This is a genomic window from Kitasatospora sp. NPDC051984 (assembly GCF_044593455.1).
In the GTDB taxonomy this organism is placed as follows: Bacteria; Actinomycetota; Actinomycetes; order Streptomycetales; family Streptomycetaceae; genus Kitasatospora.
In genome coordinates, this window is sequence record NZ_JBIUCB010000016.1 from 24661 (window position 1) to 49195 (window position 24535).

21 protein-coding genes and 1 pseudogene are annotated in these 24535 nt (G+C 71.4%); 8 read left to right on the forward strand and 14 right to left on the reverse strand.

Going from position 1 to position 24535, the window contains the following annotated elements:
* Positions 1 to 75: 75 nt before the first annotated feature.
* Entirely contained in the window at positions 76 to 807 is a 732-nt protein-coding gene (locus ACIHEI_RS26675) for a succinate dehydrogenase cytochrome b subunit (RefSeq protein WP_396608370.1), read from the reverse strand.
* A gap of 84 nt (positions 808 to 891) precedes the next feature.
* Between ACIHEI_RS26675 and ACIHEI_RS26680 the strand changes: the two genes are divergently transcribed.
* The 3 genes from ACIHEI_RS26680 to ACIHEI_RS26690 all read left to right on the forward strand — a co-directional run bounded on the left by ACIHEI_RS26680 (position 892) and on the right by ACIHEI_RS26690 (position 3000).
* On the forward strand, positions 892 to 1815 hold the full coding sequence (locus ACIHEI_RS26680) for a LysR family transcriptional regulator (protein ID WP_392951459.1): 924 nt from the start codon (positions 892 to 894) through the stop codon (positions 1813 to 1815).
* Positions 1816 to 1878: 63 nt separating this feature from the next.
* Entirely contained in the window at positions 1879 to 2409 is a 531-nt protein-coding gene (locus tag ACIHEI_RS26685; protein ID WP_392951583.1) for an MOSC domain-containing protein, read from the forward strand.
* 9 nt (positions 2410 to 2418) lie between these two features.
* Positions 2419 to 3000 (forward strand): hypothetical protein, encoded by a 582-nt coding sequence (locus tag ACIHEI_RS26690; protein WP_396608371.1) that lies wholly within the window; start codon positions 2419 to 2421, stop codon positions 2998 to 3000.
* Between the two features lie 6 nt (positions 3001 to 3006).
* Here the strand turns inward: ACIHEI_RS26690 and ACIHEI_RS26695 are convergent, their stop codons facing one another.
* Both ACIHEI_RS26695 and ACIHEI_RS26700 read right to left on the reverse strand, forming a co-directional pair.
* Positions 3007 to 3573, reverse strand: coding sequence for a Uma2 family endonuclease (locus ACIHEI_RS26695; protein ID WP_387866362.1), 567 nt, complete (start codon positions 3571 to 3573; stop codon positions 3007 to 3009).
* 107 nt (positions 3574 to 3680) lie between these two features.
* Positions 3681 to 4442 carry a PP2C family protein-serine/threonine phosphatase gene (locus ACIHEI_RS26700; protein WP_396608372.1) on the reverse strand — a complete coding sequence of 254 codons (762 nt, stop codon included), beginning with the start codon at positions 4440 to 4442 and terminating at the stop codon, positions 3681 to 3683.
* 482 nt (positions 4443 to 4924) lie between these two features.
* Here ACIHEI_RS26700 and ACIHEI_RS26705 point away from each other — a divergent pair, with 482 nt between their 5' ends.
* Positions 4925 to 7072, forward strand: coding sequence for a M4 family metallopeptidase (locus ACIHEI_RS26705; RefSeq protein WP_396608373.1), 2148 nt, complete (start codon positions 4925 to 4927; stop codon positions 7070 to 7072).
* A 60-nt stretch (positions 7073 to 7132) separates the two neighbouring features.
* Here ACIHEI_RS26705 and ACIHEI_RS26710 read toward each other — a convergent pair whose 3' ends face one another.
* The 5 genes from ACIHEI_RS26710 to ACIHEI_RS26730 all read right to left on the reverse strand — a co-directional run bounded on the left by ACIHEI_RS26710 (position 7133) and on the right by ACIHEI_RS26730 (position 14392).
* Positions 7133 to 7795, reverse strand: a complete 663-nt coding sequence (locus ACIHEI_RS26710) for an HD family hydrolase (protein WP_396608374.1) — start codon at positions 7793 to 7795, stop codon at positions 7133 to 7135.
* A 143-nt stretch (positions 7796 to 7938) separates the two neighbouring features.
* On the reverse strand, positions 7939 to 8199 hold the full coding sequence (locus ACIHEI_RS26715; RefSeq protein WP_396608375.1) for a hypothetical protein: 261 nt from the start codon (positions 8197 to 8199) through the stop codon (positions 7939 to 7941).
* A 329-nt stretch (positions 8200 to 8528) separates the two neighbouring features.
* The gene (locus ACIHEI_RS26720; RefSeq protein ID WP_396608376.1) at positions 8529 to 8798 is read right to left on the reverse strand and encodes a hypothetical protein; all 270 of its coding nucleotides are present in this window, start codon (positions 8796 to 8798) and stop codon (positions 8529 to 8531) included.
* A gap of 538 nt (positions 8799 to 9336) precedes the next feature.
* Positions 9337 to 12105, reverse strand: a complete 2769-nt coding sequence (locus tag ACIHEI_RS26725) for an AAA family ATPase (RefSeq protein WP_396608377.1) — start codon at positions 12103 to 12105, stop codon at positions 9337 to 9339.
* 133 nt (positions 12106 to 12238) lie between these two features.
* Entirely contained in the window at positions 12239 to 14392 is a 2154-nt protein-coding gene (locus ACIHEI_RS26730) for a M4 family metallopeptidase (protein WP_396608378.1), read from the reverse strand.
* Between the two features lie 459 nt (positions 14393 to 14851).
* On the opposite strand from ACIHEI_RS26730, the gene ACIHEI_RS26735 reads away from it, so the two are divergent.
* On the forward strand, positions 14852 to 15904 hold the full coding sequence (locus ACIHEI_RS26735; protein ID WP_396608379.1) for a DUF2599 domain-containing protein: 1053 nt from the start codon (positions 14852 to 14854) through the stop codon (positions 15902 to 15904).
* Here the strand turns inward: ACIHEI_RS26735 and ACIHEI_RS26740 are convergent, their stop codons facing one another.
* Entirely contained in the window at positions 15905 to 17422 is a 1518-nt protein-coding gene (locus ACIHEI_RS26740; protein WP_396608380.1) for an APC family permease, read from the reverse strand.
* Between the two features lie 66 nt (positions 17423 to 17488).
* The gene (locus ACIHEI_RS26745) at positions 17489 to 17950 is read right to left on the reverse strand and encodes a MarR family winged helix-turn-helix transcriptional regulator (protein WP_392951418.1); all 462 of its coding nucleotides are present in this window, start codon (positions 17948 to 17950) and stop codon (positions 17489 to 17491) included.
* Between the two features lie 77 nt (positions 17951 to 18027).
* Here ACIHEI_RS26745 and ACIHEI_RS26750 point away from each other — a divergent pair, with 77 nt between their 5' ends.
* The gene (locus ACIHEI_RS26750; protein ID WP_396608381.1) at positions 18028 to 18891 is read left to right on the forward strand and encodes an SDR family NAD(P)-dependent oxidoreductase; all 864 of its coding nucleotides are present in this window, start codon (positions 18028 to 18030) and stop codon (positions 18889 to 18891) included.
* Positions 18892 to 19212: 321 nt separating this feature from the next.
* Positions 19213 to 20100 (forward strand): chitosanase, encoded by an 888-nt coding sequence (locus tag ACIHEI_RS26755; protein ID WP_396608447.1) that lies wholly within the window; start codon positions 19213 to 19215, stop codon positions 20098 to 20100.
* 76 nt (positions 20101 to 20176) lie between these two features.
* Here the strand turns inward: ACIHEI_RS26755 and ACIHEI_RS26760 are convergent, their stop codons facing one another.
* Positions 20177 to 22534, reverse strand: a complete 2358-nt coding sequence (locus ACIHEI_RS26760; RefSeq protein WP_396608382.1) for a glycoside hydrolase family 9 protein — start codon at positions 22532 to 22534, stop codon at positions 20177 to 20179.
* A 97-nt stretch (positions 22535 to 22631) separates the two neighbouring features.
* Positions 22632 to 22778 (reverse strand): annotated as a pseudogene (locus ACIHEI_RS26765) (UTRA domain-containing protein); the annotation flags it as partial.
* 53 nt (positions 22779 to 22831) lie between these two features.
* Here ACIHEI_RS26765 and ACIHEI_RS26770 point away from each other — a divergent pair.
* Positions 22832 to 23005 carry a hypothetical protein gene (locus ACIHEI_RS26770; protein ID WP_396608383.1) on the forward strand — a complete coding sequence of 58 codons (174 nt, stop codon included), beginning with the start codon at positions 22832 to 22834 and terminating at the stop codon, positions 23003 to 23005.
* 6 nt (positions 23006 to 23011) lie between these two features.
* On the opposite strand, the gene ACIHEI_RS26775 is transcribed toward ACIHEI_RS26770, so the two are convergent.
* Both ACIHEI_RS26775 and infA read right to left on the reverse strand, forming a co-directional pair.
* Positions 23012 to 24187 carry an 8-amino-7-oxononanoate synthase gene (locus tag ACIHEI_RS26775; protein ID WP_387641110.1) on the reverse strand — a complete coding sequence of 392 codons (1176 nt, stop codon included), beginning with the start codon at positions 24185 to 24187 and terminating at the stop codon, positions 23012 to 23014.
* A gap of 100 nt (positions 24188 to 24287) precedes the next feature.
* Complete coding sequence (gene infA / locus ACIHEI_RS26780) at positions 24288 to 24512, reverse strand: translation initiation factor IF-1 (RefSeq protein ID WP_043911924.1); 225 nt, start codon at positions 24510 to 24512, stop codon at positions 24288 to 24290.
* Positions 24513 to 24535: the final 23 nt, after the last annotated feature.

Consider the following 24535-nt stretch of genomic DNA (forward strand, 5'->3'; position numbering starts at 1 on the left):
TCTGCCCGTTGTCGCGGGCGCTCGCCGGGCCGGTCCCGCCGGCGTCGTGGGCGGTCTGCCCGTTGTCGCGGGCGTTCATCGGACCAGTCCGGTCATCACGGCGACCGGCACCGACGCGAAGCCGACGGTCAGCAGCAGCGCCAGCGCGTTCGCCGCGAACTTCAGCACCCGGTCGCGGCGCGGGTTGTTGACGCCGAGGGTCTGCGCGGCGCTCCAGAACCCGTGCCGGACGTGCAGCCCGAGCGCGAGCACCGCCAGCAGGTAGATCCCGCCGCCGTACCAGGTCGAGAACGAGGCCACGATGTTCTGGTACGGGCGGCCCTCCTCGGCGGCCGGGTTCACCGTCAGCGTGGTCAGGTCGAGGATGTGCCAGACGATGAACAGGCCGAGGATCACCCCGCCCCAGCGCATCGTCCGGGTCGCGTAGCTGGCCCGCCGCCGCCGGTGCACGTACTGCTGCGGGCGGGCCTTCAGGTCGCGGCGGGAGAGCTGGTAGGCGGCCACGCCGTGCGCGACCACGGCCGCCAGCAGGACGGCGCGGGCCAGCCAGAGGAACCAGCCGAAGTGCAGCAGCGGCTGGCCGATGGTGCGCAGCCAGTGCGCGTAGCCGTTGAGGTCGTCCGGGCCGAAGAACACCTTGAGGTTGCCCAGCATGTGGGCCACCAGGTAGGCGAGCATCAGCAGCCCGCTGACGGCCATCACCGCCTTCTTGCCGACGGAGCTGCGCCACAGTGCCGCCGCGGCGGACGGATGCCGACCGGGAGTGGGGGTCCGGTTCACCCGGTTTGTCCGGGTAGCAGAAGCCATGGGCATGACGGTAGGCCCGGTGCGCAGGTGCTGTCCAAGACATGAAAGCGCTGCCCACGATAGGAGATGCCTATGATGGCTGCTGTGCAGTTGCAACAGCTCGCCTACTTCGTCGCCGTCGCCGACGCCCGGCACTTCACCCGGGCCGCCGAACTGACGCACGTCTCACAGCCGTCACTCTCGCAACAAATCCGTTCACTGGAACGCGAGTTGGGAGCGGAGCTGTTCCACCGCTCGCGCTCCGGCACCTCGCTGACCGATGCCGGGCAGGCACTGTTGCCGCTCGCCCGGCGCATCCTGGCCGACGCGGAGAGTGCCCGGCGGGCCGTCGCCGAGACGGTGCAGCTGCGCCGGGGCCGGGTCCGGTTCGGGGCGCCGCCCTCGCTCTGCGCCAGCCTGGTGCCCGAGGTGCTGCGCGCCTACCGGGCGCTGCACCCCGGGGTGGACCTGCGGCTGACCGAGGGCGGCTCGCGCGACCTGGTCCGCGACCTGGAGGCCGGCGAACTCGACCTCGCCCTGATCATCGCCGCGCCGTCCGCCGCGCCCCCCGGCCTCTCCGTCACGCCGCTGCTGCACGAGGACCTGGTGCTGGTCTCCGCCGAGCCGCTCCCCCGCCGCCGGGCCCGGATCACCGACCTGCGCGGCCAGGGCCTGGTGATGTTCCGGGAGGGCTACGACGTCCGCGAGACCACCCTCGCCGCGTGCCGGGCCGCCGGCTTCGAACCTTCCTACGCCGTCGAGGGCGGCGAGATGGACGCCGTGCTGGCCGCCGTCCGGGCCGGTCTCGGGCCCGCCGTCGTCCCCGGCATGGTCGCCGCCCGCTCCGGCCTGTGCTCCGCCCCCTTCGCCCCGCCCGGCCTGGGCCGCACCATCGCCCTCGCGCACGGCCGCGACCTCCCGCTGACCCGCGCCGCCACCGCCTTCCGCGGCACCCTGCTCGCCTACCTGGTCGACGCCGACCGCGCCGGCTCCCTCCCGCCGGGCACCCGCCTGCTACCGCCGGACTGACCGCGGCCTACCCTTGTGCTCCGCGTGTTCGTTCGACGAGAGGCGGTCCGGGTGTCCGGCAGCGTGGTGGCGGTCAGCAGCAACGGCGAATACTCCTTCAGCAAGCCCAACCGGGCGGGCATCCGCCTGCTCGAGGGCCTCGGCGTCGAGGGCGACGTGCACTCCGGCGTCACCGTCAAGCACCGCTCCCGGGTCGCCCAGGACCCGACGGTGCCGAACCTCCGCCAGGTCCACCTGATCCACGCCGAGCTGTTCGACGAGCTGGCCGAGGCCGGATTCACCGTCGCCCCGGGCGAGTTGGGCGAGAATGTCACCACCCGCGGCATCGACCTGCTCGGCCTCCCGGTCGGCACCCTGCTGCACCTCGGCCCGGAGGCGGTGGTCGAAGTCACCGGCCTGCGCAACCCGTGCGCGCAGATCGACAACTTCCAGCACGGCCTGCTCAAGCAGGTGGTGTTCCGCGACGAGAACGGCGGCACCGTCCGCAAGGCGGGCATCATGGGCATCGTCCGCACCGGCGGCCCGATCCACCCCGGCGACACCATCACCGTCACCCTCCCGGACGGCCCGCACCGCCCGCTCGAACGGGTCTGACGGCCCGGCATGAACGTTCCCGAACTGCTGGAATCCGCCGGCCTGTTGGTCCCCGAAGGGATCGCCACCGAGAACGACCTCACGATCAACGACGTCTGGGAGTACCTCGCCCACGACGAGTGGGAGATCGCCCTCGACCTGCTCGAGGACCTCGGCGACGCCCACCCGCTGCCGCTCGCCTTCTGGGAGACCCTCGGCACGGCCGCCGAGCAGATGCGACTGAAGGCCAGCGCGGCCTGGTGCCACTGGCGCCACTACGAAACCCGCCACGGCATCATCCGGGTCGACCTCACCCTCCTCCCCGCCACCGAGAGCCGACGCCAGACCCCCTTCTCCGGAGCCGGCGCCCTCCGCCCCATGTGGAACATCGGAAACCGCACCCCCACCGGCGACCCGACCCTCGACATCGCCCGCCTCTGGATCGAACACACCCCCACCCTCGGCCCCGGTGAACGCTCCTCCGCACGCCTCGCCCCCCTCACCCCCACACAGTGGCGACACCTTCAGCCCGGCGCGACGATCACCATGCACGAAGACCGCGCCGTCGCCGGAACGGCCGTCGTCCTGGAAGTGCTGCCGCCAACCGCATAGCTCCCGTCAGAACCGGCTGGTGTCGAGCTCCAGATCGAACGGCGCGGGCAGCCGAACGGCGCTGCCGAAGGGGTGCGGGCCGTCGATTTCCTGGTAGCCCAGACGTCCGGGGGCGGAGAAGACGGTGCACTCGCGCTGTTGACGGTCCACCAGCAGGTAGATCGGGGCGCCGTACTGGCCGTAGCGGCGGCGTTTGGTGGTGCGGTCGGTCTCGCCGTTCGACGGCGAGGTGACTTCGACCACCAGCAGGGTCTGATCGGGCAGCAGGGCACCCTCGGTCTTCGCGGCGAGCTCGGCCGGGACCACCGCCAGGTCGGGGATGAACCAGTTCTCGCTGCCCGGCAGGTCGAGGTTGCCCGACCCGGAGACCAGGCCGAGCTCCTCCAGACGCGGGGTGAGCTGCCGACGAACCACCTCGGCGGCGTTCTCGTGCGCCCAGGACGGCGACATGGGCGTGATGACTCCCTCGATGATCTCGGCGCGATCACCCGCGACGTGCTGAACGGCGTACTTCAGAGCCCTCTCGGGGTCACTGACGCGGTAGTCCCGGGGGACATGGGCTGCCGTGCTCATGGCGCACCTCCTCTGTTCCCGCCCGATTCTCCTCCGAAAGCCACGCCCACGCGTCGAGCCAGCAGGCCGTTCACCGTTTCGGGTTCGCGGCCTCGGGCGGTCTCTCGTCAGTCGTCGATCCGGACCAGCGCGAGGGTGATGTTGTCCGGGCCGCCGGCCCGGATCGCGGCGCGCCAGAGTTCGACGACGGCGTGCTGGTCGTCCTCGTCCGCGTCGCCGTCGGTGATCAGGGCCGTCCACTCCTCCGGCGGGACGGGGTCGCTGAGGCCGTCGGTGCAGAGCAGGTAGCGGGCGCCGGGGCGGACGGGCAGGCGGGTGACGTGCGGGGCGAGGGCGTCGCGCGGGGTGGCGCCGCCGAGGACGCTGGTGACCAGGTGGGTGGTGCGCTGGCCTTCGGCGAGCGGCGGGCTGTCGTCGGTGGTGAGCAACTCCGGTTCGGTGTCGGTGAGTTCGTAGACCCGGCTGTCGCCGACGTTGAACACGAACACGGACTCGGCGGTCAGCGCCAGCCCGGCCACGGTGGTGCTCATCCCGGTCAGCGCGGGGTCGGCGTCGGCCGCGTCGTGGAGGGTCTCGTGGCCGGCCTGCAGCGCGTCCCGGACGGCCTGCTCGTCGGTCAATCCCCCGCCGGCGGAGGCGAGTTGCCCGGCGATCAGCGAGGAGGCCAGGTCGCCGCCCGGGTGGCCGCCCAGTCCGTCGGCGACCGCGACCGTCAGAGCGGTGGCGCCGAGCGGGAAGTAGAAGGTCTGCGGGCTGTCGGTGGCCGTCGCGCAGAGCGTCCACGGCCCGACCGCCACGCTGTCCTCGTTGTGCTGACGCACCACTCCCGTGTGGCTGAGCACGCTCACCGCGATGATCGGCACGACCATCCACCTCTCTCCGAACTCTCCCGCTCGCGCGATCCGTTGCGCGGCCGTGACGTCAAGCCAAGCACACCCGGACGGACACCTTCCGCCGAGGGGCCCGGGCGCAACTCCGGCCGGCCCGCGCGGACCCCGTTCCCCGGGCATTCCCTTCGTCAAGAGAATCCGGCGGAATGCCCCCGCTCTCGCCTGGTGCGGGAATTGCGGGCGTCAAGACTCCTTGCCCCTTGACCGGTTCCCGGGGTAGCTTGGCGCGACCGTCAACTTCCTTTTCCGGAAGCTTTACTGGCCGCACTCCCGGTGGGTTCCCCTACGAAGTGACGGCCACTCCCCTTGCCATTCCCTTGCCTTTTGTCGGTGCCATGTCGCAAGGGTGGGCAACGGTCCTAGCGTCCTGCCGCCGAGCCGAAATCCGGCCGCGACACCACAACCCCTACGGTGTCGCCGGTCGTCCCCCAACCGACCCCGGCCCGGCGGGAGGAATTGCGATGAACCGCAAGACCGCTCTGGCGGCAGCTGTCGCGGCCGCCCTCACCCTGGGCACCGCCGCGATGGCCACTTCGCAAGGCGTCGCGCAGGCCAGCCCCACCGCGCAGTCCGGTGCCGGGTTCCAGGCGATGAGCGCCGTGGGCCGGCTCGCGGCCATGGACCAGGCCGGCAAGGAGGCCGCCGCCACAGCGAAGGCGCTGGGCCTCGGCCCGGACGAACGCCTGGTCGCCAAGGACGTCCTGGTCGACAACAACGGTGCGCGGCACGTCCGTTACGACCGCACCTACCGCGGGCTGCCGGTGGTCGGCGGCGACCTGGTCGTGCACCGCGCGAAGAACGGGACGATCACCTCCACCACCTGGGCCCACCAGGGCGCCGTCCAGGTCGCGGGCGTGACGCCGAAGCTGACCGCCAAGGACGCCTCCGCCACGGCCGAACGCAGCGCCAAGCACGTCAAGCAGGCCCGCACCACCAACCTGGACACCAGCCAGCTGGTGGTCTGGGCCGTCGGCAAGACCCCCGTCCTCGCGTACCGCAGCACCGTCACCGGCGCGGGCGAGGCCGGCGCCAACTCCCGGGAAGCCGTCGTGGTGGACGCCGCCACCGGCACGGTGCTGGACCAGTACGAGACCGAGCAGGGCATCTCCGGCACCGGCAACGGCGTCAACGTCGGCCAGGTCACCCTGGAGACCAGCCAGGACGGCAGCGGCACCTACACGCTGACCGACGCGCTGCACGGCTCGACCATCGTCTACGACTCCAACAACAGCCCGCAGTCCAACCCCGCGCAGAACGCCAGCACCTTCACCGACACCACCGACAACTGGGGCGACGGCACCACCTCCAACCGCGAAAGCGCCGCCGTGGACGCCTCGTTCGGCCTCGCCAAGACCTGGGACTTCTACAAGAACACCTTCAACCGCTCGGGCATCCGCAACGACGGCCGCGGCGCGCCGGCCTATGTGCACGTCGACAACCAGCTGCTGAACGCGTTCTACGACGACAGCTGCTTCTGCATGTCCTTCGGCGACGGCTCCTCCCAGAACAACAACACCCCGCTGACCGCACTCGACGTCTCCGGCCACGAGATGACGCACGGCGTCACCGCCGCCACCGCCAACCTCGACTACTCGGGCGAGTCCGGCGGCCTCAACGAGTCGACCAGCGACATCTTCGGAACCATGGTCGAGTACTACGCCAACGACCCGGTCAACCCCGGGAATTACTACATCGGCGAGAAGCTCAACATGGGCAACGGCTACCTGCGCCGGATGGACGACCCGACACTCGACGGCAGTTCGCTCGGCTGCTACAACAGCAACGCGGGCTCGGTCGACGTGCACTACTCGTCGGGCATCGGAAACCACTTCTTCTACCTGACCTCCGAGGGCACCGGCGCCAAGACCATCGGCGGCCTCCCGCACAACGGCACCACCTGCAACGGCGACAACTTCAGCGGCATCGGCAAGGACAAGGCCGCGGCGATCTGGTACCGCGCCCTCACCACCTACATGACCTCCACCACCGACTACAACGCCGCCCGCACCGCCACCCTGCAGGCCGCCACCGACCTGTACGGCGCCAACTCCCAGGAGCAGTACATCGTTTCGAAGGCCTGGGCCGCCGTCTCGCTCGGCACCGCCCTGCCCAACCCCGGCGGCGGCACACCCACGCCGACGCCGACCCCGTCCCCGACCGGCACCCCCGGCGGGGGCAACGCCCTGGTCAACGGCGGATTCGAGCAGGGCACCACGGGCTGGACGCAGAGCGCCAACGACATCACCAACTCCAACCAGCAGACCCCGCACGGTGGTTCCTGGTACGCCTGGATGATGGGCTACGGCTCCACCGCCACCGAGACCCTCTCGCAGAGCAACATCGCGGTGCCCGCCGGAACACCCAAGCTGACCTTCTGGCTGAAGGTGACCACCCAGGAGACCGGCACCACGCCGTACGACACCCTGAAGGTCAACGTCAACGGCACCACCGTCGCCACCTACTCCAACGCCAACGCCAGCGCCGGATACGTCCAGAAGACCGTCAACCTGAGCGCCTACGCCGGGCAGACCGTCAGCCTGCAGTTCGCCGGCCAGGAGGACGCCTCGCTGGCGACCACCTTCCTGGTCGACGACGTGAAGATCGGCTGACCGGCCGCCGGTGATCGGGAGGGTGCCGTGCGGGACGGCACCCTCCCGGTTGTTCCCCCCTCAGCCCTGCTCGCCTCCGCTGCCGCTCCTTGACCAGCCGCGCCGCTCGCCCTCGTCGATCAGCCGCCGCCCCGCCGCCCACAGTGCCGACGACGCGTCACCGATCACCGCCTTGCGGGCACGTACATCGTCCGCCGTCACCCCAGGGGTGCGCCAAGTACCGCCGTGCGCCATCCAGTTGAGCAGCAGCGGCTGCAACCGGTCCATCGCCTTCGCGAACCGGGCCTCCGGGGTACGGCGTTCCTCGAACTCGTCCCACAACTCCCGCATCCACCGGGCCTGATCCTTCGGCAACAGCCCGAACAACTCGTCCGCAGCCGCGGACTCGCGCTCCGCCTGATCAACGCCCGCCTCCGCGTCGTACAGCGGCGTGTCCCCGGCGTGGATCTCCACCAGGTCGTGCAGCAGGACGAGTTGGACGGTGCGGCCCACGTGGATCGGCTCGTCCGCGTACTCGGCGAGGAGGGTCACCATCATCGCCAGGTGCCAGGAGTGCTCGGCGTCGTTCTCGCGGCGCTCGGCCGCCACCAACGGCGACTGCCGCAGAATGGTCTTGAGCCGGTCGATCTCGACCAGGAAGGTCAGTTGGGCACGCAGACGCGCGTCGATGCCGTCGGGGAAGGGCGTGCGGTCCACCAGCAGGGGGTGCGGAGCGTCACTCATGAGGCCCATCGTGCCACGGCATGCCATTTGACGCTCAATCAGTTTGCGGGATTCCCAATGGGATCCGGTCGCCTCGCGCCGACACGCGGCGGTGCCCGGCGGGAACCCCGACCGCCGGGCACCGCTCCGCAGTTCTGGCCGTTCTAATAGGAGGCACCCGCTCCGTTGAACCCGCCGGAGACGCCGCTGTCGTCGGCCCAGATCATGAAGTCGGTGTGCTGAACGCCATAGGGGGACACGACGGAAGTCGTGTCGGCCTCGCCGGCACCGCTCTGGTTCGCGGCGAACTGGCCCTGGTCGAAGTTTGCGCTCAGGTCTTCCTGGGCGGACGCGAGGCCGGCGCAGCCGACGACGAGCGGGGCGGCGAGGGCGCTGACGGCCAGAACACGCTTGAGAGCACGCATGAGAATCTCCTCCGAGAAGACGGTCGATGGCGGGGCGCGGTGGTGGCCCCGCCGGCTCCAGAACGCCACGGGATCCGGAGGCCCGCAAAAGGGTGCTGCCTCCGTGTGGTCCCGACGATCCGTCAGCCGCCCTTGCGCCAGCACGGGAGGGGCGCCTCGCAGGTTCACCCCTGAGTGGTCGCCCGGGCGGCACAGGCGCCCGGGGCCCCGTCCCCTGTCGAACAAGTGGTCGACCCGCCCGGCGGTGATGCCCGCTGCCGCGACACACGAAGGTGCCCGGCGGGTGGGGTTCCCGCCGGGCACCTGAATGTGAGTCTTCCGGTCAGCCCTTAGAAGTGGGCACCGGACTCGGTGTGCGAGCCTTCGACGCCCTCGTCGCCGGCGAAGACACAAGCCTCACCGTGCTCGACCTCGCCCGGCTCGACCTCGGAGAACACCTTGGACTCGCCGGCGACCTCCTCGTTGGCGACGAACTGGCTCTTCGAGAAGTGGGCCTCGGGGCCTTCGTGGCCCTCGTGGGCGGAGGCGAGTCCGGCGCAGCCGATCACCAGGGGGGCGGCGAGGGCACCGATGGCCAGAACACGCTTGATAGCACGCATGAGAATCTCCTCCGAGTAGTTGTTTCGGCGGCGGGGCGCGGTGGTGGCCCTGCCGAGATCCAGACAGCCACGGGATCCGGAGGCCCGCAAAGGGAACATGCGTCCGTCTGGTCCTGACGCAGCGTCAACAACCCTTGCGCGGTCGAGGGAGCAGCGGTCCGAAGGTTCACCCCTGGGTGGTCGCCCGGGAAGCGCACGCAGCTCCGGATCGACCGTTTCCCAGCTTCTGTGACGATCCGTCAGAGCACGCCCCGCGCAGCGACGGGCGGGGCGACGCTCCCCGGCAAGCGCCCACGTCGAACATGCGGTCGGTCGTCGGCATTGGGCTGTCCCGATCCCGATGTCCGGACCGAAGGCCGAACCCGAGCCGTTCTGACCAGCCTCGGCGAGCTCTGGCTGCTCGACTTCCGGACGGGCGAGATGCTCGACCACGTCGCCCTCACCGACCGGCTGCACGGCGCCCGGTTCTACGCGGGACGCCCTCGCCACCATCGTCCGGCTCGGCGGCATCATCGTCGACGGCTGACCAACACCCCACCTACTCCTGGCACTTCGCCAACTCCGCCCGCCCCCGCACCCCGTACTGCCGGAACATCCGGGTCAGGTTCGCCTCGACGGCCTTCACCGACAGGTGCAGCGTCGCCGCGATCTCCCGGTTCGTCGCCCCGGTGCGGATCAGCCCGAGGATCTGCTGCTGGGTCGGCGTCGGGTCGGCCTCCAGCGCGTCGAGCGAAGCCAGCACCGTCTCGACGTGCCGCAGCCACGGCAGGCACCCGGCGGCGGTGTACAGCGCCTGGGCGTCCTGGAGGGCGGTGCGGGCGGCGGCGCGGCGGCGGGCGCGGCGTTCCAGAACTCCCAAAGCCAAGTGGGCGCGGGCGAGTTCGAGGGGGTAGGGGTGGGCGGCGGGGAGGAGGGCGCGGAGGGTGTCGGCGGCGTGGCGGGGGTCGGTGAGGGCGGTGAGGTGGGCTTCGGCGCGGTGCAGGCCGAGGAGGACGACGTCGCGGCCGAGGCGGGTGGCGCGGTCGCGGGCGTCGGCGAGGGTGTCGGCGGCGTCGGCGGGGCGGCCGGAGAGAGCAAGTGATTCGGCGAGGTCGGCGTCCACCAGGAACAGGCTGGGGTCGGTGAACTGCATGCGGCGGAGCAGGAGTTGGCAGCGGGTGAGGTGGTGGACGGCCATCGGGAGGTGGCCGAGCAGGAAGGATGCCCGGCCGCGCAGTCCGTGGGCGTAGGCGAGCCATTCGTGGTCGTGGTCGTCCTCGGCGGCGCGGATGGCGGAGTCGAGGAGGTGGGCGGCGCGTTCGGCGGTGCCGCCGTTGAGTTCGGCGGCGCCGCCGAGGACGCGGGCGGGGCCGGGGGTGGGTTCGATGCGTTCACGCAGGTCGTGGGCGGCGCGGCCGGCGGCGTAGGCCTCGGTGCAGCGTCCGGCGCGCTCGAGGACGGAGGCGGCGATGTAGAGGACGTTGGCGAGGTCCTCGGTGCGGCCGGCGGCTTCGGTCTCGGTGCGCAGGGTCTCGACCTCGGCGAGGGCGCGGTCGGTGTCGCCGCTGCGCAGGGCGGCGACGGCGAGGCCTTCGCGGCAGACGACGGCGGCGGCGGTGGGGGGTCGGCCGGCGGCGAGGCGGCAGCCGCGTTCGAGCAGGGCGAGGCCGTGGGCGGGGTCGGTGAGCAGGGTGATGGGGCCGCGCAAGGCAAGGAGTTCGACGAGCAGGTCGGGGTTGTCGGCGTGGTCGGCGTGCTTCTCGGCGGTCTCGAGTTCGGCGAATCCTTCTGCCCGGTCGCCGCGGTGCAGGGCGCGGACGGCGCGTTCCTGGTGGACGGCCGCGGTGAGGGCGGGGTGGCCGCCGGTGTCGTGGGCGGCGGCGGTGAGCAGGGCTTCGGCGCCGGGGTGGTCGGGTCCGAGCAGGCGGGCGAGCAGGAGTCGGGCGTGCACGCGCAGGTCTGCGGCGGGGGCGGTGAGCAGGGCTTCGGCGCTGGCGCGGGCGAGGTCGGGCAGTCCGGCGGCGGCGGCGTTGCGGGCGGCGGCGAGCAGGCGGCGTCCGGCGGTGTCGGGGTCGGGGGTGTGGTGGGCGGCGTGGCGGAGGAGTTCGGCGGCGGTGCCGGGGGCGCCGCGGGTGAGGGCGGTGTCGGCGGCGCGGGTGAGCCGGGAGGCGAGCTGCGGGTCGGGGTGTTCGGCGGCGAGGGCCTGGTGGCGGACCTGTTCGACGGGGTCGGCGGTGAGGGCGGCGAGCAGGCGGTGGGCGTCGCGCAGGGCGGCGGGGGTGGCGTCGGCGAGGACCACTTCGGCGATCAGGGGGTGACTGAACTGGGGTGTACCGGACGGGATTTGGCGGACGATGCCGTGGCGGTGGGCGGCGGCGAGGGGTTCGGTGACGGTGGCGGGCAGGCCGGTGCCGGTGCGGGCGGCGGCGAGCACGGTGAGGGCGGCGCGGGCGGTGTCGGGGAGTTCGGCGAGGCGGGCGGAGACCAGGGCGCGCAGCCGGTGCGGGACGTCGAGTGGGCGGGCGGGGTCGGCGGCGAGTGCGGCGTCGCTGCCGCCGGCGGCCAGTGAGCGGCCCAACTCCAGGGCGTAGTACGGGTTTCCGCCGCTGACGGCGTGCACCCGGCCGAGCGTGAGGCCGCTGAGGCGCAGGCCGAGTCGTTCGCGCAGCAGGGCGCCGGTGCCGCGTTCGCCGAGCGGGCCGACGGGGAGGTCGAGGGCGGTGGGCGGGCAGAGGGCGCCCATGGTGGGGGCGGCGTCGGCGTGTTCGGTGCGTTCGGTGACGGCGAACCGGACCCGGCGGTCGGTGAGGCGGCGGGCAACGAAGGCGATGACCTGGCGGCTGGCTTCGTCGAGCCACTGGGTGTCGTCGAGCAGGACGAGCACGGGGCCGCGTTCGGCGAGCCGTCGCAGGGTCTCCAGGACGGCGACGCGGACGGCCAACGGGTCGGTGGCGGCGCCGGGTTGGGGGGCGCGGTGCAGCAGCGCGCATTCGAGGGCCTGGCGCAGGTGGCTGGGGAGGAGTTCCTCTGCGAGCGCGGGGAGGGTCTCGCCGAGCAGGTCGATCAGGGCGAGGTGCGGCAGTTCGGCCTCGGCGGCGGTGGGGCTGCTGCGCAGGACCGACTCCCCTGCCGCGTCGGCCTGTTGGGCGAGTGCGTCGAGCAGTGCGGTCTTGCCGATGCCCGCCGGGCCGTGGAGCAGGACGCCGCCGGTGGCGGCGAGGGTGGCACGGATGTCGGCGAGCAGTTGCGCACGGTCGACGAGTGCGGGCCTGGCCGGACCTGCCGTGGTGTTGGCTGGTCCGGCCGGGCCGGGGAGAAAGCCGGTCATGGCGGTCAGTGTGCCGCCTTCGCCGGGCTTGCGCGAGGGTGTCACATGAACACGACACTGTCGCGACTCAGCGTTAAGTCCCCTTTAAGACTGGCCGATCGGGGGCCGACCGGGCAGTGGGCAGGTGGCCTGGTCAGCCGATGCTGACGTCGTCGAGCAGGAAGGTGGTCGCCAGGTAGGCGTCCTCCTGGCCGGCGAACTGAAGGTTGACGGTCTGGCCGCGGTAGGCGCTCAGGTCAATGGTCTTCTGCACGTATCCGGCGCTGGCGTTGGCGTTGGAGTAGGTGGCCAGGGTGGCGCCGTTGACGTTGACCTTCAGGGTGTCGTACGGCGTGGTGCCGGTCTCCGCGGTGGTGACCTTCAGCCAGAAGGTGAGCCTGGGGCTGCCGGTGGCGGGCACCGCGATATTGCTCTGCGAGAGGGTCTCGCTGTTGGCGGAGCCGTAGCCCATCATCCAGGCGTACCAGGAACCGCCGTGCGGGGTCTGCTGGTTGGAGTTGGTGATGTCGTTGGCGCTCTGCGTCCAGCCGGTGGCCCCCTGTTCGAAGTCGCCGTTGGTGAGGGCGTTTCCGGGGTTCGGGTTGCCGGTGGGCGAGCCGGACGGGGACGGGCTCGGGCTGCCGGTAGAGCCGCCCGGGTCGGGCAGGGCGGTGCCGAGCGAGACGGCGGCCCAGGCCTTCGAAACGATGTACCGCTCCTGCGAGTTGGCGCCGTACAGGTCGGCGGCGGCCTGCAGGGTGGCGGTGCGGGCCGAGGAGTAGTTGGTGGTGGAGGTCATGTAGGTGGTCAGGGCGCGGTACCAGATGGCGGCGGCCTTGTCCTTGCCGATGCCGTTGAAGTTGTCGCCGTTGCACGGGGTGCCGTTGTGCGACAGGCCGCCGATGGTCTTGGCGCCGGTGCCCTCGGCGGTCAGGTAGAAGAAGTGGTTGGCGATGCCGGAGGAGTAGTGCACGTCCACCGAGCCGGCCCGACTGCTGTAGCAGGACAGCGAGTTGCCGTCGGCGGCCGGGTTGTCCATCCGGCGCAGGTAGCCGTTGCCCATGTGCAGCTTCTCGCCGATGTAGTAGTCACCGGGGTCGGTGCTGTTGTTGGCGTAGAACTCGACCATGGTGCCGAAGATGTCCGAGGTGGCCTCGTTCAGGCCGCCGGACTCGCCCGAGTAGTTCAGGTTGGCGGTGGCGGCGGTGACGCCGTGGCTCATCTCGTGGCCGGACACGTCGAGGGCGGTGAGCGGCGTGTTGCCGTTCTGCGAGGAGCCGTCGCCGAACGACATGCAGAAGCAGCTGTCGTCGTAGAACGCGTTCAGCAGCTGGTTGTCCACGTGCACGTAGGCCGGCGCGCCGCGGCCGTCGTTGCGGATGCCGCTGCGGTTGAAGGTGTTCTTGTAGAAGTCCCAGGTCTTGGCGAGACCGTAGGAGGCGTCCACGGCGGCGCTCTCTCGGCTCGAAGTGGAGCCGCTGCCCCAGGAGTTGGTGGACTTGCTGAACGTGCGGGCGTTCTGCGCCGGGTTGGACTGCGGGCTGTTGTACGAGTCGTAGACGACCGTGGAGCCGTGCAGCGCGTCGGTCAGCGTGTAGCCGCTGCCGCCCTGGCTGGTCTCCAGGGAGACCTGGCCGACGTTGACGCCGTTGCCGGTGCCAGAGATCTCCGGGTTGACCTCGTACTGGTCGAGGACGGCGCCGCTTGCCGCGTCGACGAGGACCGCCTCACGGGTGTTCGCGCCGGCCTCGCCCGCGCCGGTGACGGTGCTGCGGTAGGCGAGCACCGGGACCTTGCCCACCGCCCAGACCACCAGCTGGCTGCTGTCCAGGTTGCTGGTGCGGGCCTGCTTGACGTGCTTGGCGCTGCGCTCGGCGGCCTTCGACGCGTCCTGCGTGGAGAGCTTGGGCGTCACACCCGCGACCTTCAGCGCACCCTCGTGCGCCCAAGTGGTGGACGTGACCTTGCCGTTCGCGGCGCGGTGCACCATGAGGTCGCCGCCGACCACGGGCAGGCCGCGGTAGGTGCGGTCGTAACGCACGTGCCGGGCACCGTCGTTGTCGACCAGGACGTCCTTGGCCAGCAGGCGCTCGTCCGGTCCGAGGCCCAGCGCCTTCGCCACGGCCGGGGCCTCCTTTCCGGCCTGCTCCATGGCCGCGAGCCGGCCCGTCGTGCTCATCGCCTGGAAGCCGGCACCGGGCTTGGTGGTGGGGCTGGCCTGCGCGACGCTCTGCGAAGTGGCCATCGCGGCGGTGCCCAGGGTGAGGGCGGCCGCGACAGCTGCCGCCAGGGCGGTCTTGCGGTTCATCGGGTATTCCTCCCACCGAGCCGGGGTCGTTGGTGGGGGACGGCCGCCGACACCGAGGGGGTGTGGTGTCGCGGCCGAATTCGGCTCGGCGGCAGGACGCTAGATCCACCGGGGGCTCCCGCGACACTCCCTCGCCGACCCCACAAGGGCGACGCAAGGGTGATCCTTGGCCTTTCACGGGGCGACCCCTGAGGCGCTGTCAGGGTGCGCTTTGCCCCGGCGCGTCGCCCCTGCGCGCGTCGACCCTGCGAGTTGCCGAGTTGCCGAGTTGCCGAATCATTCAGCGCAGCGACAACCCGAGCCCCCACCGGTCGAGCCCCTCGTAGACCACCGCCGTCCGGCTCCGTCCATGCACACGCTCACCGGGCCGGCCCCACCCCGGCAGATTCTCAAGTGACCGCGAACTTTGGCTCTTTCTGATCCTGCGTACACCATCCACCTCCACGGATACTGCTGGTCATGAACGGACCAGCAGCTCCGCGGTTCCTCGCCACCCTCGCCGCCTTCGCGGCCGGCGTCTCCCTGCTGACGACCATCCAGGCCACCCCCGCAGCCACCGAAGTCATCTGCGGCACCTACTCGGTCGACGGCGCGATCTGGACCGAGTACACCCAGGCGCCCGGCGTACGGCAGGCCCTCGGCTGTCCCAGGAGCGAGGAACTCGGGCTGCCGGACGGGGTCGGCCGCCGGCAGGTGTTCGACAACGGCTCGATCTACTGGAGCCCGGCCACCGGGGCGCACGCCGTGTGGGGGCTCATCGGGCAGAAGTGGGGCCAACTCGGGTGGGAGGGAGGGTACTTGGGGTACCCGCTCAGCGACGAGTTGAAGAACCCCGACGGGGTCGGCGTCCGCCAGCAGTTCCAGGGCGCGACGGTGTACTGGTCCCCCGGCACGGGCGCGCACGCGGTGCACGGCAACATCGGCTGGTGGTGGGGGCAGTACGGGTACGAGCGCGGGACGTACGGCTACCCCACGAGTGACGAGTACAGCACCGGAAACGTCGGCGGCAACGTCGACGACAACAAGGGCGTGCGGCAGGACTTCCAGTCCGGCAAGTACCTGCTGTGGAGCGGCGGTCAGGCCGACGCCTTCGAGGCCTGCCAGTCCGCGTGCATCGGCTACGGCGGCATCACCAACACCAAGTGGGTGTCCAAGACCGAGGTCTACGTCAACTGGAACGACAGCCGCTACACGTCCGTCCACGTCACCCCGACGCCCGCCGCGTTCAAGAAGGTGCTGGGCGGCGACGACGCCGCGAGCGACGTGAACGAGGACTGGCGGCAGGTGTGGTCCAACACCCGGATGTTCCCGGGCGCCACCCAGACCGCGCAGAACTCGACGTACCAACAGCTGCTGTGCCACGCGGAGTTCTCCTACCCCGACACCAGTGGCGGCCACCTCGGCGGCCCGACCTGGGACTTGGAGACCTGGCGCCCCGTCCTCACCGGGAACAGCGACGCCGTCCTCAAGAAGATGCTCGCCTCCAAGTGCAACTGGGACACCGACGGCTGACTACGCGGGCGGCTCGGCGGCCGGGTGCTGCTGGGCCGTCAGGAACTCCTCGCGGATCTCCTTCTCCCCGAACGGCCACGCCCGTTCGAGCTTCGCCCAGACCAGGTACGCGGCGCCGCCGAGCGCGACCCAGGCGAGCGACCATTCGATCGGGTGGATACCGGGGTTGGCCCGGTCCGCCCAGCCGTAGATGACCAGCCAGCCGATCGCGGCAACGACCGAGGGCACCGGGTAGAGCCACATCCGGTAGGGGCGGGCGAGGGTCGGCTGGCGGCGGCGCAGCACGGTGACGGCGGCGATCTGGGCGAGTGCCTGGACGATCACCATGACGGTGGTGAGCAGGGTGATCAGGACCGTCAGCGGCGGGTGGGCGGCGGAGTTGCCGAGGTGCCGGGCGATCAGGAAGCCGGCGGCGGTGACGGCTCCCATGGTGAGCAGGCCGAGCACGGGGAAGCCGTGCCGGGGGTGGAGCCGGCCGAAGGCGCGGAAGAACATGCCGTCGCGGGCGGCGTCGTAGGGCACCCGGGAGCCGCCGAGCAGTCCGGCGTACACGGAGGCGAAGGCGGTGATCAGGATCAGTCCGGTGACGGTGGCGGCGGCGGCCTTGCCCCAGGTGTGCTCAAGTACGGCTGCGGCGACGGACTTTGAGGCGACGTTGTCCGGGTCGAGCATGTCCTGCCAGTGGACGACGCCGAGCACGCCGATCTGCATCAGCAGGTAGATGGTCATGATGGCGAGGATCGAGAGGATGATCGCCCGGGGCATGGTGCGGCCGGGGTTCTTGATCTCGGCGCCGAGGTAGGAGGCGGTGTTGTAGCCGAGGTAGTCGTAGATGCCGACGGTCAGGCCGGCAGCGAAGCCGATCCAGAACTGTCCGTGGGTCAACTCGACGGCGTGGGTGGGCCATTCGAAGGCCATCGAGGGGTGGAAGTCGGTGAACGAGGCGAGGATCACCGCGCCCACCGAGACGATCATCACGCCCCACAGCGCGACGGTCAGCCGCCCGATGTTCTCGACCTTGCGCCACAGCAGCAGCACCACCAGCGCCAGCACGGCGACGCCGACCACGTCGCCCTGCACGGTCGTCATGCCCGGCCACAGGTAGGTGAGGTACTGCACCAGGCCCTGCACGCCGGTCGACATGATGAGCGGGATGAACAGCATCGCCGTCCACACGAACAGGAACGGCATCAGCCGTCCGGTGCGGTACTGGAACGCCTCCCGCAGGTAGACGTAGGTACCGCCGGCGCCGGGCAGCGAGGCCCCGAGTTCGGCCCAGACCAGGCCGTCGACCAGGGCGAGCAGCGCGCCGGCGATCCACCCGATGACTGCCTGCGGGCCGCCGAACGCGGCGACCATCAGCGGGATGGTGACGAACGGGCCGATCCCGCACATCTGGCTCATGTTGATCGCGGTGGCCTGGAACAGGCCGATTCTCCGGCTGAAACCTGCGGACACTGGACGCTCCGGGGGTGCGGGCGAGTGAAGTGTCCGCCTCAAGTTAAGGACGTTGACCATACCCGTCAATAGTCCGCACAGGAACGCGGAACCGATTCGCCCATGGCACCGCTCCGCCCGCGGCGCCTACGACCGCTCGCGTCGCTTGAGCTTCGCCCAGATCCGCTCCAGCGCCTCGATGTCCCGGTCGTCGAGCCGGTCGTCGAAGGACTCGGCGAGCGCGGCGCGGCGGGTGGCGTCGGCCTCGGCGAAGGTGTCGCGGCCGGCCGCGGTGAGCGCGATCCGGACGGAGCGGGCGTCGGTCGGCGACGGGAGGCGCTCGACCAGGCCGCGTGCCACCAGCGCGTCGGTGACGCGGGAGACCTGGCTGCGGCTCAGCAGGGTCTTCTCCCCCAGGTCGGAGGCGGCGACCGGCCCGTCCTGGCCGTCCAGCCAGAGCATCACCTCGAACCAGGACAGCGGCAGGTCGTGCGCGCGCCGCAGGGCCCGGTCGGCCTGCGCGGTGAGGGTCACGCCGGCCCAGACGAGGCCGTAGAAGGCGTGGTCGCGGGCGGTGAGTTCCCCCAGGCTGAGGTCGGAGCGCTTCATTCCCCCACCGTACCAATTTGCGTGTGCGCACACACACTCCTATGGTGTGTGCACACACACGCATATGGAGGCCCCTCGTGAACGAGACCCGCACTGTTCTGATCACCGGCACCTCGTCCGGCATCGGCCTGGCCGCCGCCGTCGCCGCCGCCTCGGCGGGCTTCCAGGTGGTCGCCACCATGCGCGACCCCGCGAAGGCCGGTCCGCTGCGCGAGGCGGCCGAGGCGGCGGGGGTGGCCGGGCGGGTGCAGGTGAAGACGCTGGACGTCACCGACCCGGCCTCGGTCGCCGACTGCGTGGCAGAGGTGGTGGCCGAGCACGGGCGGCTGGACGCGCTGGTCAACAACGCGGGTGCCGGGGTGGTCGGCACCGTCGAGCAGAGCGGCACCGAGCCGTTCCGCCGGGCGATGGAGGTGAACTTCTTCGGCGTGGTGGAGGCGACCCGGGCGGCCATGCCGCACCTGCGGGCCTCCGGCGGCCGGGTGGTCACCGTGACCAGTGTCGGCGGTGTGGTCGGGCAGCCGTTCAACGAGGCGTACTGCGCGGCGAAGTTCGCCGCCGAAGGCTTCCTGGAGTCGCTCGCCCCGGTCGCGGCGAGTGCGGGCGTCAGCGTGACCGTCGTCGAACCGGGCGCGGTGGCCAGCGAGTTCGTCGCGAGCCAGCAGCTCGACATTCCCGCCATGCTGGCCGAGGCCGGCCCGTACGCCCCGGCCATGGAGGCGTACCTCGATCGCGCCCGGGCCTCGTTCGGCAACGCACAGAGCCCCGCCGACGCGGCCGCCCCGATCGTCGCGGCGCTCACCGCCGAGCGGCCGCCGTTCCGGATCCAGACCTCCGAGTCGGCCCGCGGCTTCGTCGGCACCAAGCTGTCCGACCTGGACGGCGCGGCCGTTCAGGAGTTGACCGAAGGCTGGGTCGGGAAGACGTCGTTCCGTTTCTGAGATAACGTCAGGGCCCGTCCGGATCCGGACGTCCCGAGCCGGTGGGTGGAACCTTCGGACGTGCGACGGCTGTTGGTCCGGCCGACCGTCACCCCGCTCCCCCGGGCGGGGCGGTAGCCGACAGGAAACGGAGCCCGACCCATGCAGAGCGGCGCGAACCGCACCAGATCCGGTAGAGGGCCGCGGCCCGTCCAGGTGGCGCTGGCCGTGGGGGTGGCCGCGGCAGTGACCGCGGGCATCGCCGTGGTCGGCCCCGAGGGCGAAGCCGCCACCGGCCGGCGTCACGGCGCGGCCTCGGCCCCGCCGTCGACCGCCGGATCCATATCGAACTCCCCTTCCCCGGCGGCGAGTTCGTCGACCTCACCGTCCGCGACCGCGCTCCCGTCCGCACCCGGCTCTTCCCCTTCCACCGCCCTCCCGAGCGCGACCGGCACCGCCACCGCCGCCTACCAGGCGGCGCCGAAGCCGTCGCCGACCGCGGCAGCGACCACCGCGCCCGCCACCACCCGGCCGGACCTCACCGACCCGAAGTGGAAGGAGTACGCGCAGGAGTTGGTCTCCAGCGCCGAGAACTCCACCCTCGACTGGCGCTCCCAGTACCCGTACATCGAGGACATCGGCGACGGCAACGGCTACACCGCCGGAATCATCGGCTTCTGCTCCGGCACCGGCGACCTGGCGGACGTGATCACCCGCTACACCGCCCTCAAGCCGGGCAACATCCTCGCCAAGTACCTGCCGGCGCTGGCGCTGCTCGACGGCAGCCCCTCGCACCAGGGCCTCGACCCGACCTTCGTCGGCGACTGGCAGCGCGCCGCGCAGGACCCGGCGCTCCAGCAGGCCCAGAACGAGGAACGCGACCGGCAGTACTTCACTCCCGCGGTGAGTCAGGCCAAGACGGACGGGCTGCACGCGCTCGGCCAATTCGCCTACTACGACGCGCTGGTGGTGCACGGCCCGCAGGGCTTCGCCGCGATCCGCGCCACCGCCCAGACCAAGGCCAGGACGCCCGCAAAGGGCGGCGACGAAACCGCCTACCTGGACGCCTTCCTGGACGCCCGCAAGGCCTACATGCTGGCCGGCAACCCGAACCGCAACACGTCCAGGATCGACACCGAGCAGCGGGTCTTCCTGCGCGCCGGCAACCTCGACCTCCAGCCCCCGCTGAACTGGCAGGTGTACGGCGACAGTTACACCATCCCGGCCTGACAGCTCCGCCATCCCGGCCGGACAGCTCCGCCATCCCCGCCTGACAGCCCCACTGCTCCGCCGGCACCCCGGGACGTCACCCCGGGGTGCCTGGCACCACCAGCCGGTCCAGGTCGGGCGCGGCGCCGGACGGGTTGGCGAAGGTGACGCTGTTGCTGCCCGCCGCCAGCGCGAGCGCCACCGTGACGGTGCCGGGCGCGGTGAAGGCCCCGGTCGGTGCGAAGCTCACGCTCTGCACCGGGCCCCCGTTGACGGAGAGTTCGGCGGTCCGGGCGCCGGCCGACCCGTTGGTGTAGGCGATCTGCACCCGGTACGTCCCGGCAGTGGCGACGGTGATGCCGTTGACGGTCAGCGCGCCCGTCCCGGCGGTGACGGTGCCCAGGTAGCCGACCCGGTTCCCGCCGGAGCAGTCCGCGCAGGCGATCACGGCGGCCCGCCCGGTGCGGGTGTTGGCGGTGGCCTCGGCCTCGTAACTGCCGGAGCTGCCAGGGGTGGTGGGCGCGTTCACGGCCTGCTGTAGGGCGGCGCCGATGATCGCGGAACCGGTCATGTCGATGGCGGGCTCGGAGGTCTGCCAGGAGCGCACGTCGTCCACGTACCGGCTGCTGTGGCCGGTGAACGCGTTGAACGGGTCGGCGCCGCCGGGCGGGCAGGCCTTCATGCCGTCCTGGTAGCTGCCGAGTCCGCCGCTGAAGATGCTGGACGCGTTGGGCCCGTTGACCACCGCGCCGATCGGAATGGCGCCCGTCCCGTCGGTGGAGCCATTGAGGTTGGCGACCTGATGCTGGATGCAGTGCGGGAAGGTGGCGCCTTCGCCGACCATGAAGCTGGTGCCCCACGGGTTCGCGCCGAACAGCCAATTGCGTTGCTGAGTGGCGTAGTTGTCGAAGGAGGTGTCGCCGCTGGCCTGCTTGTAGAGCGCCTCGGTGGCGAGCAGGCCGAAGCTGTGCGAGTCGGCGTCGAAGTCGGTGTAGACCCCGCCCGCGTGGAAGATGTCGGCGGCGGCGCGGTCGGCGCCGGTCTTGGTCTGCCGCTTCAGGTCGGCGACCAGATCGGCGGAACTGACGGCCAGCCCGCCGGGGTTGCCCGCACCTGCGATGGCCCGGATCAGGTCGGCGTGGGCGAGCGCGCTGGTGTCGTACAGGTTGAAGGTGTCACCCTTGTCATTGGCCAGGTAGCCCTTGGCCCAGTTGGCGGCGGCGGTCAGATAAGGCGTGGCGTTCTGACCCAACTGCTGGGCGGCGAGGGCGAGTTCGGCGCCACCGAACTCCATGTCGTCGCGCCAGGTGGACTCCGGGTAGTAGTCGTTCGGCGCGGCGGTGGTGAGCGGGTTCGGCGGGGCGGAGGTGTTCGCCAGCGCGTACAGCGAGGTCGCGGCCTGGTAGTACGCCTGCGCCTGGGTCGGGTTGGTGGCCGTGTTCACCTGGGCGGCCAGCGCGAACGCGGCGGAGACCCGCCCGGCCAGGTTCGGACTGACCTGCCCGCCGGGCGTGTTGGCTCGGAACACCGGCCGGTGCGCGGCGGCGTAACGGTCGGCGGACGCACTGTCGGAGTCGTCCCTCTCGGGCAGCCGCCACAGGTCGTGGTCGCCGACGAAGCTGCCGCTCGCATTGCCGGACCCGATACCGACCTGCAGGTACAACGTCTTGCTCGACTGGTCCCACATCCGGTTCAGCCACGCCGCACCGAACTGCGCCTCCGCACCGAGTGCGGCAGGCGCGCCGCTGCCGAGTGCCCGCTGGGCGGCGAGCAGGACGGCGTCCGCATAGGCCGTGGTGTGGGTGAACTTCAGATAATCACCGGCGTCGAACCACCCACCGCTGACGTTCACCGGCCCCGCGATCTTCGACAGGTCGCTGTTGGTGATGACGTCGGAACCACCGCTCTGGAACGACGGGACGGCGTAGACGTTCGCGCTCGCGTCATTCAGGTGAGCCGGCTTCCGGCCGAGCGGGCCGGCGACGGTGTCGGCGCCGTCGCGCTGGGTCTGGAAGAAGGTGACACCGTCCGCGACGAACTTGCCGTACAGCGCGGCCGGGTCGGCGACCTTGAAGTTCGGCGAGGTGGCGCTGACACCGCCGGCGACCACCACGCGGTAAGTACCGGGCGCGGTAAGGCCGGTGAGGGTGATCGGGTAGACGGCCGGATACGCGGTGTTCCACGAACCGAGACTGGTCGTACCGACAGTGCCGGTCCTGACGGTGGCGCCGGACGCATCGACCACGCTGTAACTCGCGGACGAGACCGCGGCGCTGGTCATCAGATACGCCTGCTTCGCCTCGCCGGGCAGGAACCCCGCCTGATCGATCCGCACCACTCCGGTGGTGGCGGCCTGCGCGGGGCCGGCGGCGAGGGTGAGCGGGGTGGCAGTGAGCGCGGCGGCGAGAAGGCCGCCGAGGGCGGCGCGTCGGGCTGGTCTCCTGGGCGTGACCATCAGCAGCTCCCAACAGTTAGGAAGTATTCCTTACCGTCCCAGGAAGCTAGAGCGCTGGCCGGACGCGGTCAAGACTCGAAGCCGAGCCGACGCCCCGTCAATCCGTCGTCGGAGCGGTCAGGTCGAGCGTGAAGCTGAACCGATCGCCGCGATACAGCGCACGAACCAGCTCCAGCGGCCGGCCGGCGTCGTCGCGGCTGCGGCGGTGGAGCAGCAGCATCGGAAGAGCGGGCGGGGTGCCGAGACGGCGCTCCTCTGCGGTCTCGACCGCCCCGAGCGCGACTTGATCGGCCGAACGTGGTGTTCGACAACGGCGCCCCGCAGCTGGTCAAGTCCTGCCGGGCCGATCTGAACACCGTCGAGCACCTGGCCGTCACCGTTCCGGCGGGCGCGTCCACGGCGCGCTTCCAGTTCCGCTGCACCGGCACCAACTCGGCGTTCTGGAGGGTCGACCAGGTCGTCTTCAACTGACCGGGCCTATCGCGTCTTGACCACCACGCCGACCGCGAACGCGATCTGATCGTCGGTCAGGTCGGCGCGGGCGGTCAGGCGCAGCCGGGGCACGCCGTCGGGGACGGACGGGGGGCGGAAGCAGCCGACCGCGAGTCCTTCGTCGCGGCAGGCGGCGGCCCAGCGCACCGCGTGCTCCGGGTCGTCGGCCCGCACCGACACCACCGCGCCGTCGGGTGCGGTGGCGTCGAGGCCGAACTCGGCCAGGCGGGTGGAGAGTTCGCGGGCCACCCGGAGGGCGTCGTCGGCCCGGCCGGGTTCGGCGCGCAGCAGGCGCAGCGCGCCGAGGGCGGCGCCGACCGCGGCCGGGTTGAGGCCGGTGTCGAAGATGAAGGTGCGGGCGGCGGAGATCAGGTGCCGGATCACCCGTTCGGGGCCGAGCACCACGCCGCCCTGGGAGGCGAGCGACTTGGAGAGCGTCGCGGTGGCGACCACATCGGGCTGGCCGGCGATGCCGAAGGCCGCTCCCGCGCCCGCGCCGCCGGGGCCGAGCACGCCGAGGCCGTGGGCGTCGTCGAGGACGAGTGCGGCGCCGAACTCGCGGGCGGCTTCCAGGTGTTGGTCGAGCGGGGCGGCGTTGCCGTCGACCGAGAACACCGAGTCGGTGACCACCAGGGCGCGCCGCTGAGTGCGGACGGCGAGCGCTTCGCGGACGGACTGCGGGTCGCAGTGCCGGGCCCGGGCGACCTGGCCCTTGGCGAGGCGGCAGCCGTCGATCAGCGAGGCGTGGTTGTGGGCGTCGGAGACGATCAGGGTGTCCGGGCCGGCGAGTGCGGTGAGCACGGCCAGGTTGGCGGTGTAGCCGGAGGAGAACACCAGGGCCGCCTCGTAGCCGCAGAACTCGGCGAGTTCCCGCTCGAGTTCGGTGTGCGCCGCGGTGGTGCCGGTGACCAGGCGGGATCCGGTCGACCCGCCGCCCCAGCGCAACGCGGCCTCGGCGGCCGCGCCCGTGACCGCCGGATGCCTGGTCAGCCCGAGGTAGTCGTTGGACGCGAGGTCGAGCACCTCGTCCTCGGCGGGACGGCTGCGCAGCCGCCTGGTCAGCCCGGCGGCCTCCCGTTCGGCGGCCGCCGCGTCCACCCAGTCGAACACCGTCTCCGGGCGCGCGCCCCGCGTCCCCGTCCTGACCTGCGACTCTTCCATGCCCGGCACTCTGTCACCCTCCCCCGCCCGGGGGCAACGGCCGCCACCCCGATGTGCGCCTTCGCACACGCCGGGGTGGCGGCCACTGCCCGACGGCGAGTCAGTTGCGGTAGCGGAACAGGATCCGGCCTCGGGTCAGGTCGTACGGGCTGACCTCGACCAGCACGCGGTCGAACGGGAGGATCTTGATGTAGTTCTTGCGGATCTTTCCGCTGATGTGGGCGAGCACCTGGTGGCCGTTCTGGAGTTCCACCTTGAAGGTGGCGTTGCGCAGGCACTCCAGTACGGTGCCCTCGATTTCCAGGCCTTTGGCGATACGCGGCAAGACAGCTCGTTTCTCGAGTCGGT

What these genes read in the sequence shown, in the direction of transcription:
- ACIHEI_RS26675 (WP_396608370.1), bottom strand. Translation starts at nt 807, where the DNA reads ATGGCTTCTGCTACCCGGACAAACCGGGTGAACCGGACCCCCACTCCC.
- ACIHEI_RS26690 (WP_396608371.1), top strand. Translation starts at nt 2,419, where the DNA reads ATGAACGTTCCCGAACTGCTGGAATCCGCCGGCCTGTTGGTCCCCGAA.
- ACIHEI_RS26695 (WP_387866362.1), bottom strand. Translation starts at nt 3,573, where the DNA reads ATGAGCACGGCAGCCCATGTCCCCCGGGACTACCGCGTCAGTGACCCC.
- ACIHEI_RS26700 (WP_396608372.1), bottom strand. Translation starts at nt 4,442, where the DNA reads ATGGTCGTGCCGATCATCGCGGTGAGCGTGCTCAGCCACACGGGAGTG.
- ACIHEI_RS26705 (WP_396608373.1), top strand. Translation starts at nt 4,925, where the DNA reads ATGAACCGCAAGACCGCTCTGGCGGCAGCTGTCGCGGCCGCCCTCACC.
- ACIHEI_RS26710 (WP_396608374.1), bottom strand. Translation starts at nt 7,795, where the DNA reads ATGAGTGACGCTCCGCACCCCCTGCTGGTGGACCGCACGCCCTTCCCC.
- ACIHEI_RS26715 (WP_396608375.1), bottom strand. Translation starts at nt 8,199, where the DNA reads ATGCGTGCTCTCAAGCGTGTTCTGGCCGTCAGCGCCCTCGCCGCCCCG.
- ACIHEI_RS26720 (WP_396608376.1), bottom strand. Translation starts at nt 8,798, where the DNA reads ATGCGTGCTATCAAGCGTGTTCTGGCCATCGGTGCCCTCGCCGCCCCC.
- ACIHEI_RS26725 (WP_396608377.1), bottom strand. Translation starts at nt 12,105, where the DNA reads ATGACCGGCTTTCTCCCCGGCCCGGCCGGACCAGCCAACACCACGGCA.
- ACIHEI_RS26730 (WP_396608378.1), bottom strand. Translation starts at nt 14,392, where the DNA reads ATGAACCGCAAGACCGCCCTGGCGGCAGCTGTCGCGGCCGCCCTCACC.
- ACIHEI_RS26735 (WP_396608379.1), top strand. Translation starts at nt 14,852, where the DNA reads ATGAACGGACCAGCAGCTCCGCGGTTCCTCGCCACCCTCGCCGCCTTC.
- ACIHEI_RS26740 (WP_396608380.1), bottom strand. Translation starts at nt 17,422, where the DNA reads ATGGTCAACGTCCTTAACTTGAGGCGGACACTTCACTCGCCCGCACCC.
- ACIHEI_RS26745 (WP_392951418.1), bottom strand. Translation starts at nt 17,950, where the DNA reads ATGAAGCGCTCCGACCTCAGCCTGGGGGAACTCACCGCCCGCGACCAC.
- ACIHEI_RS26760 (WP_396608382.1), bottom strand. Translation starts at nt 22,534, where the DNA reads ATGGTCACGCCCAGGAGACCAGCCCGACGCGCCGCCCTCGGCGGCCTT.
- ACIHEI_RS26775 (WP_387641110.1), bottom strand. Translation starts at nt 24,187, where the DNA reads ATGGAAGAGTCGCAGGTCAGGACGGGGACGCGGGGCGCGCGCCCGGAG.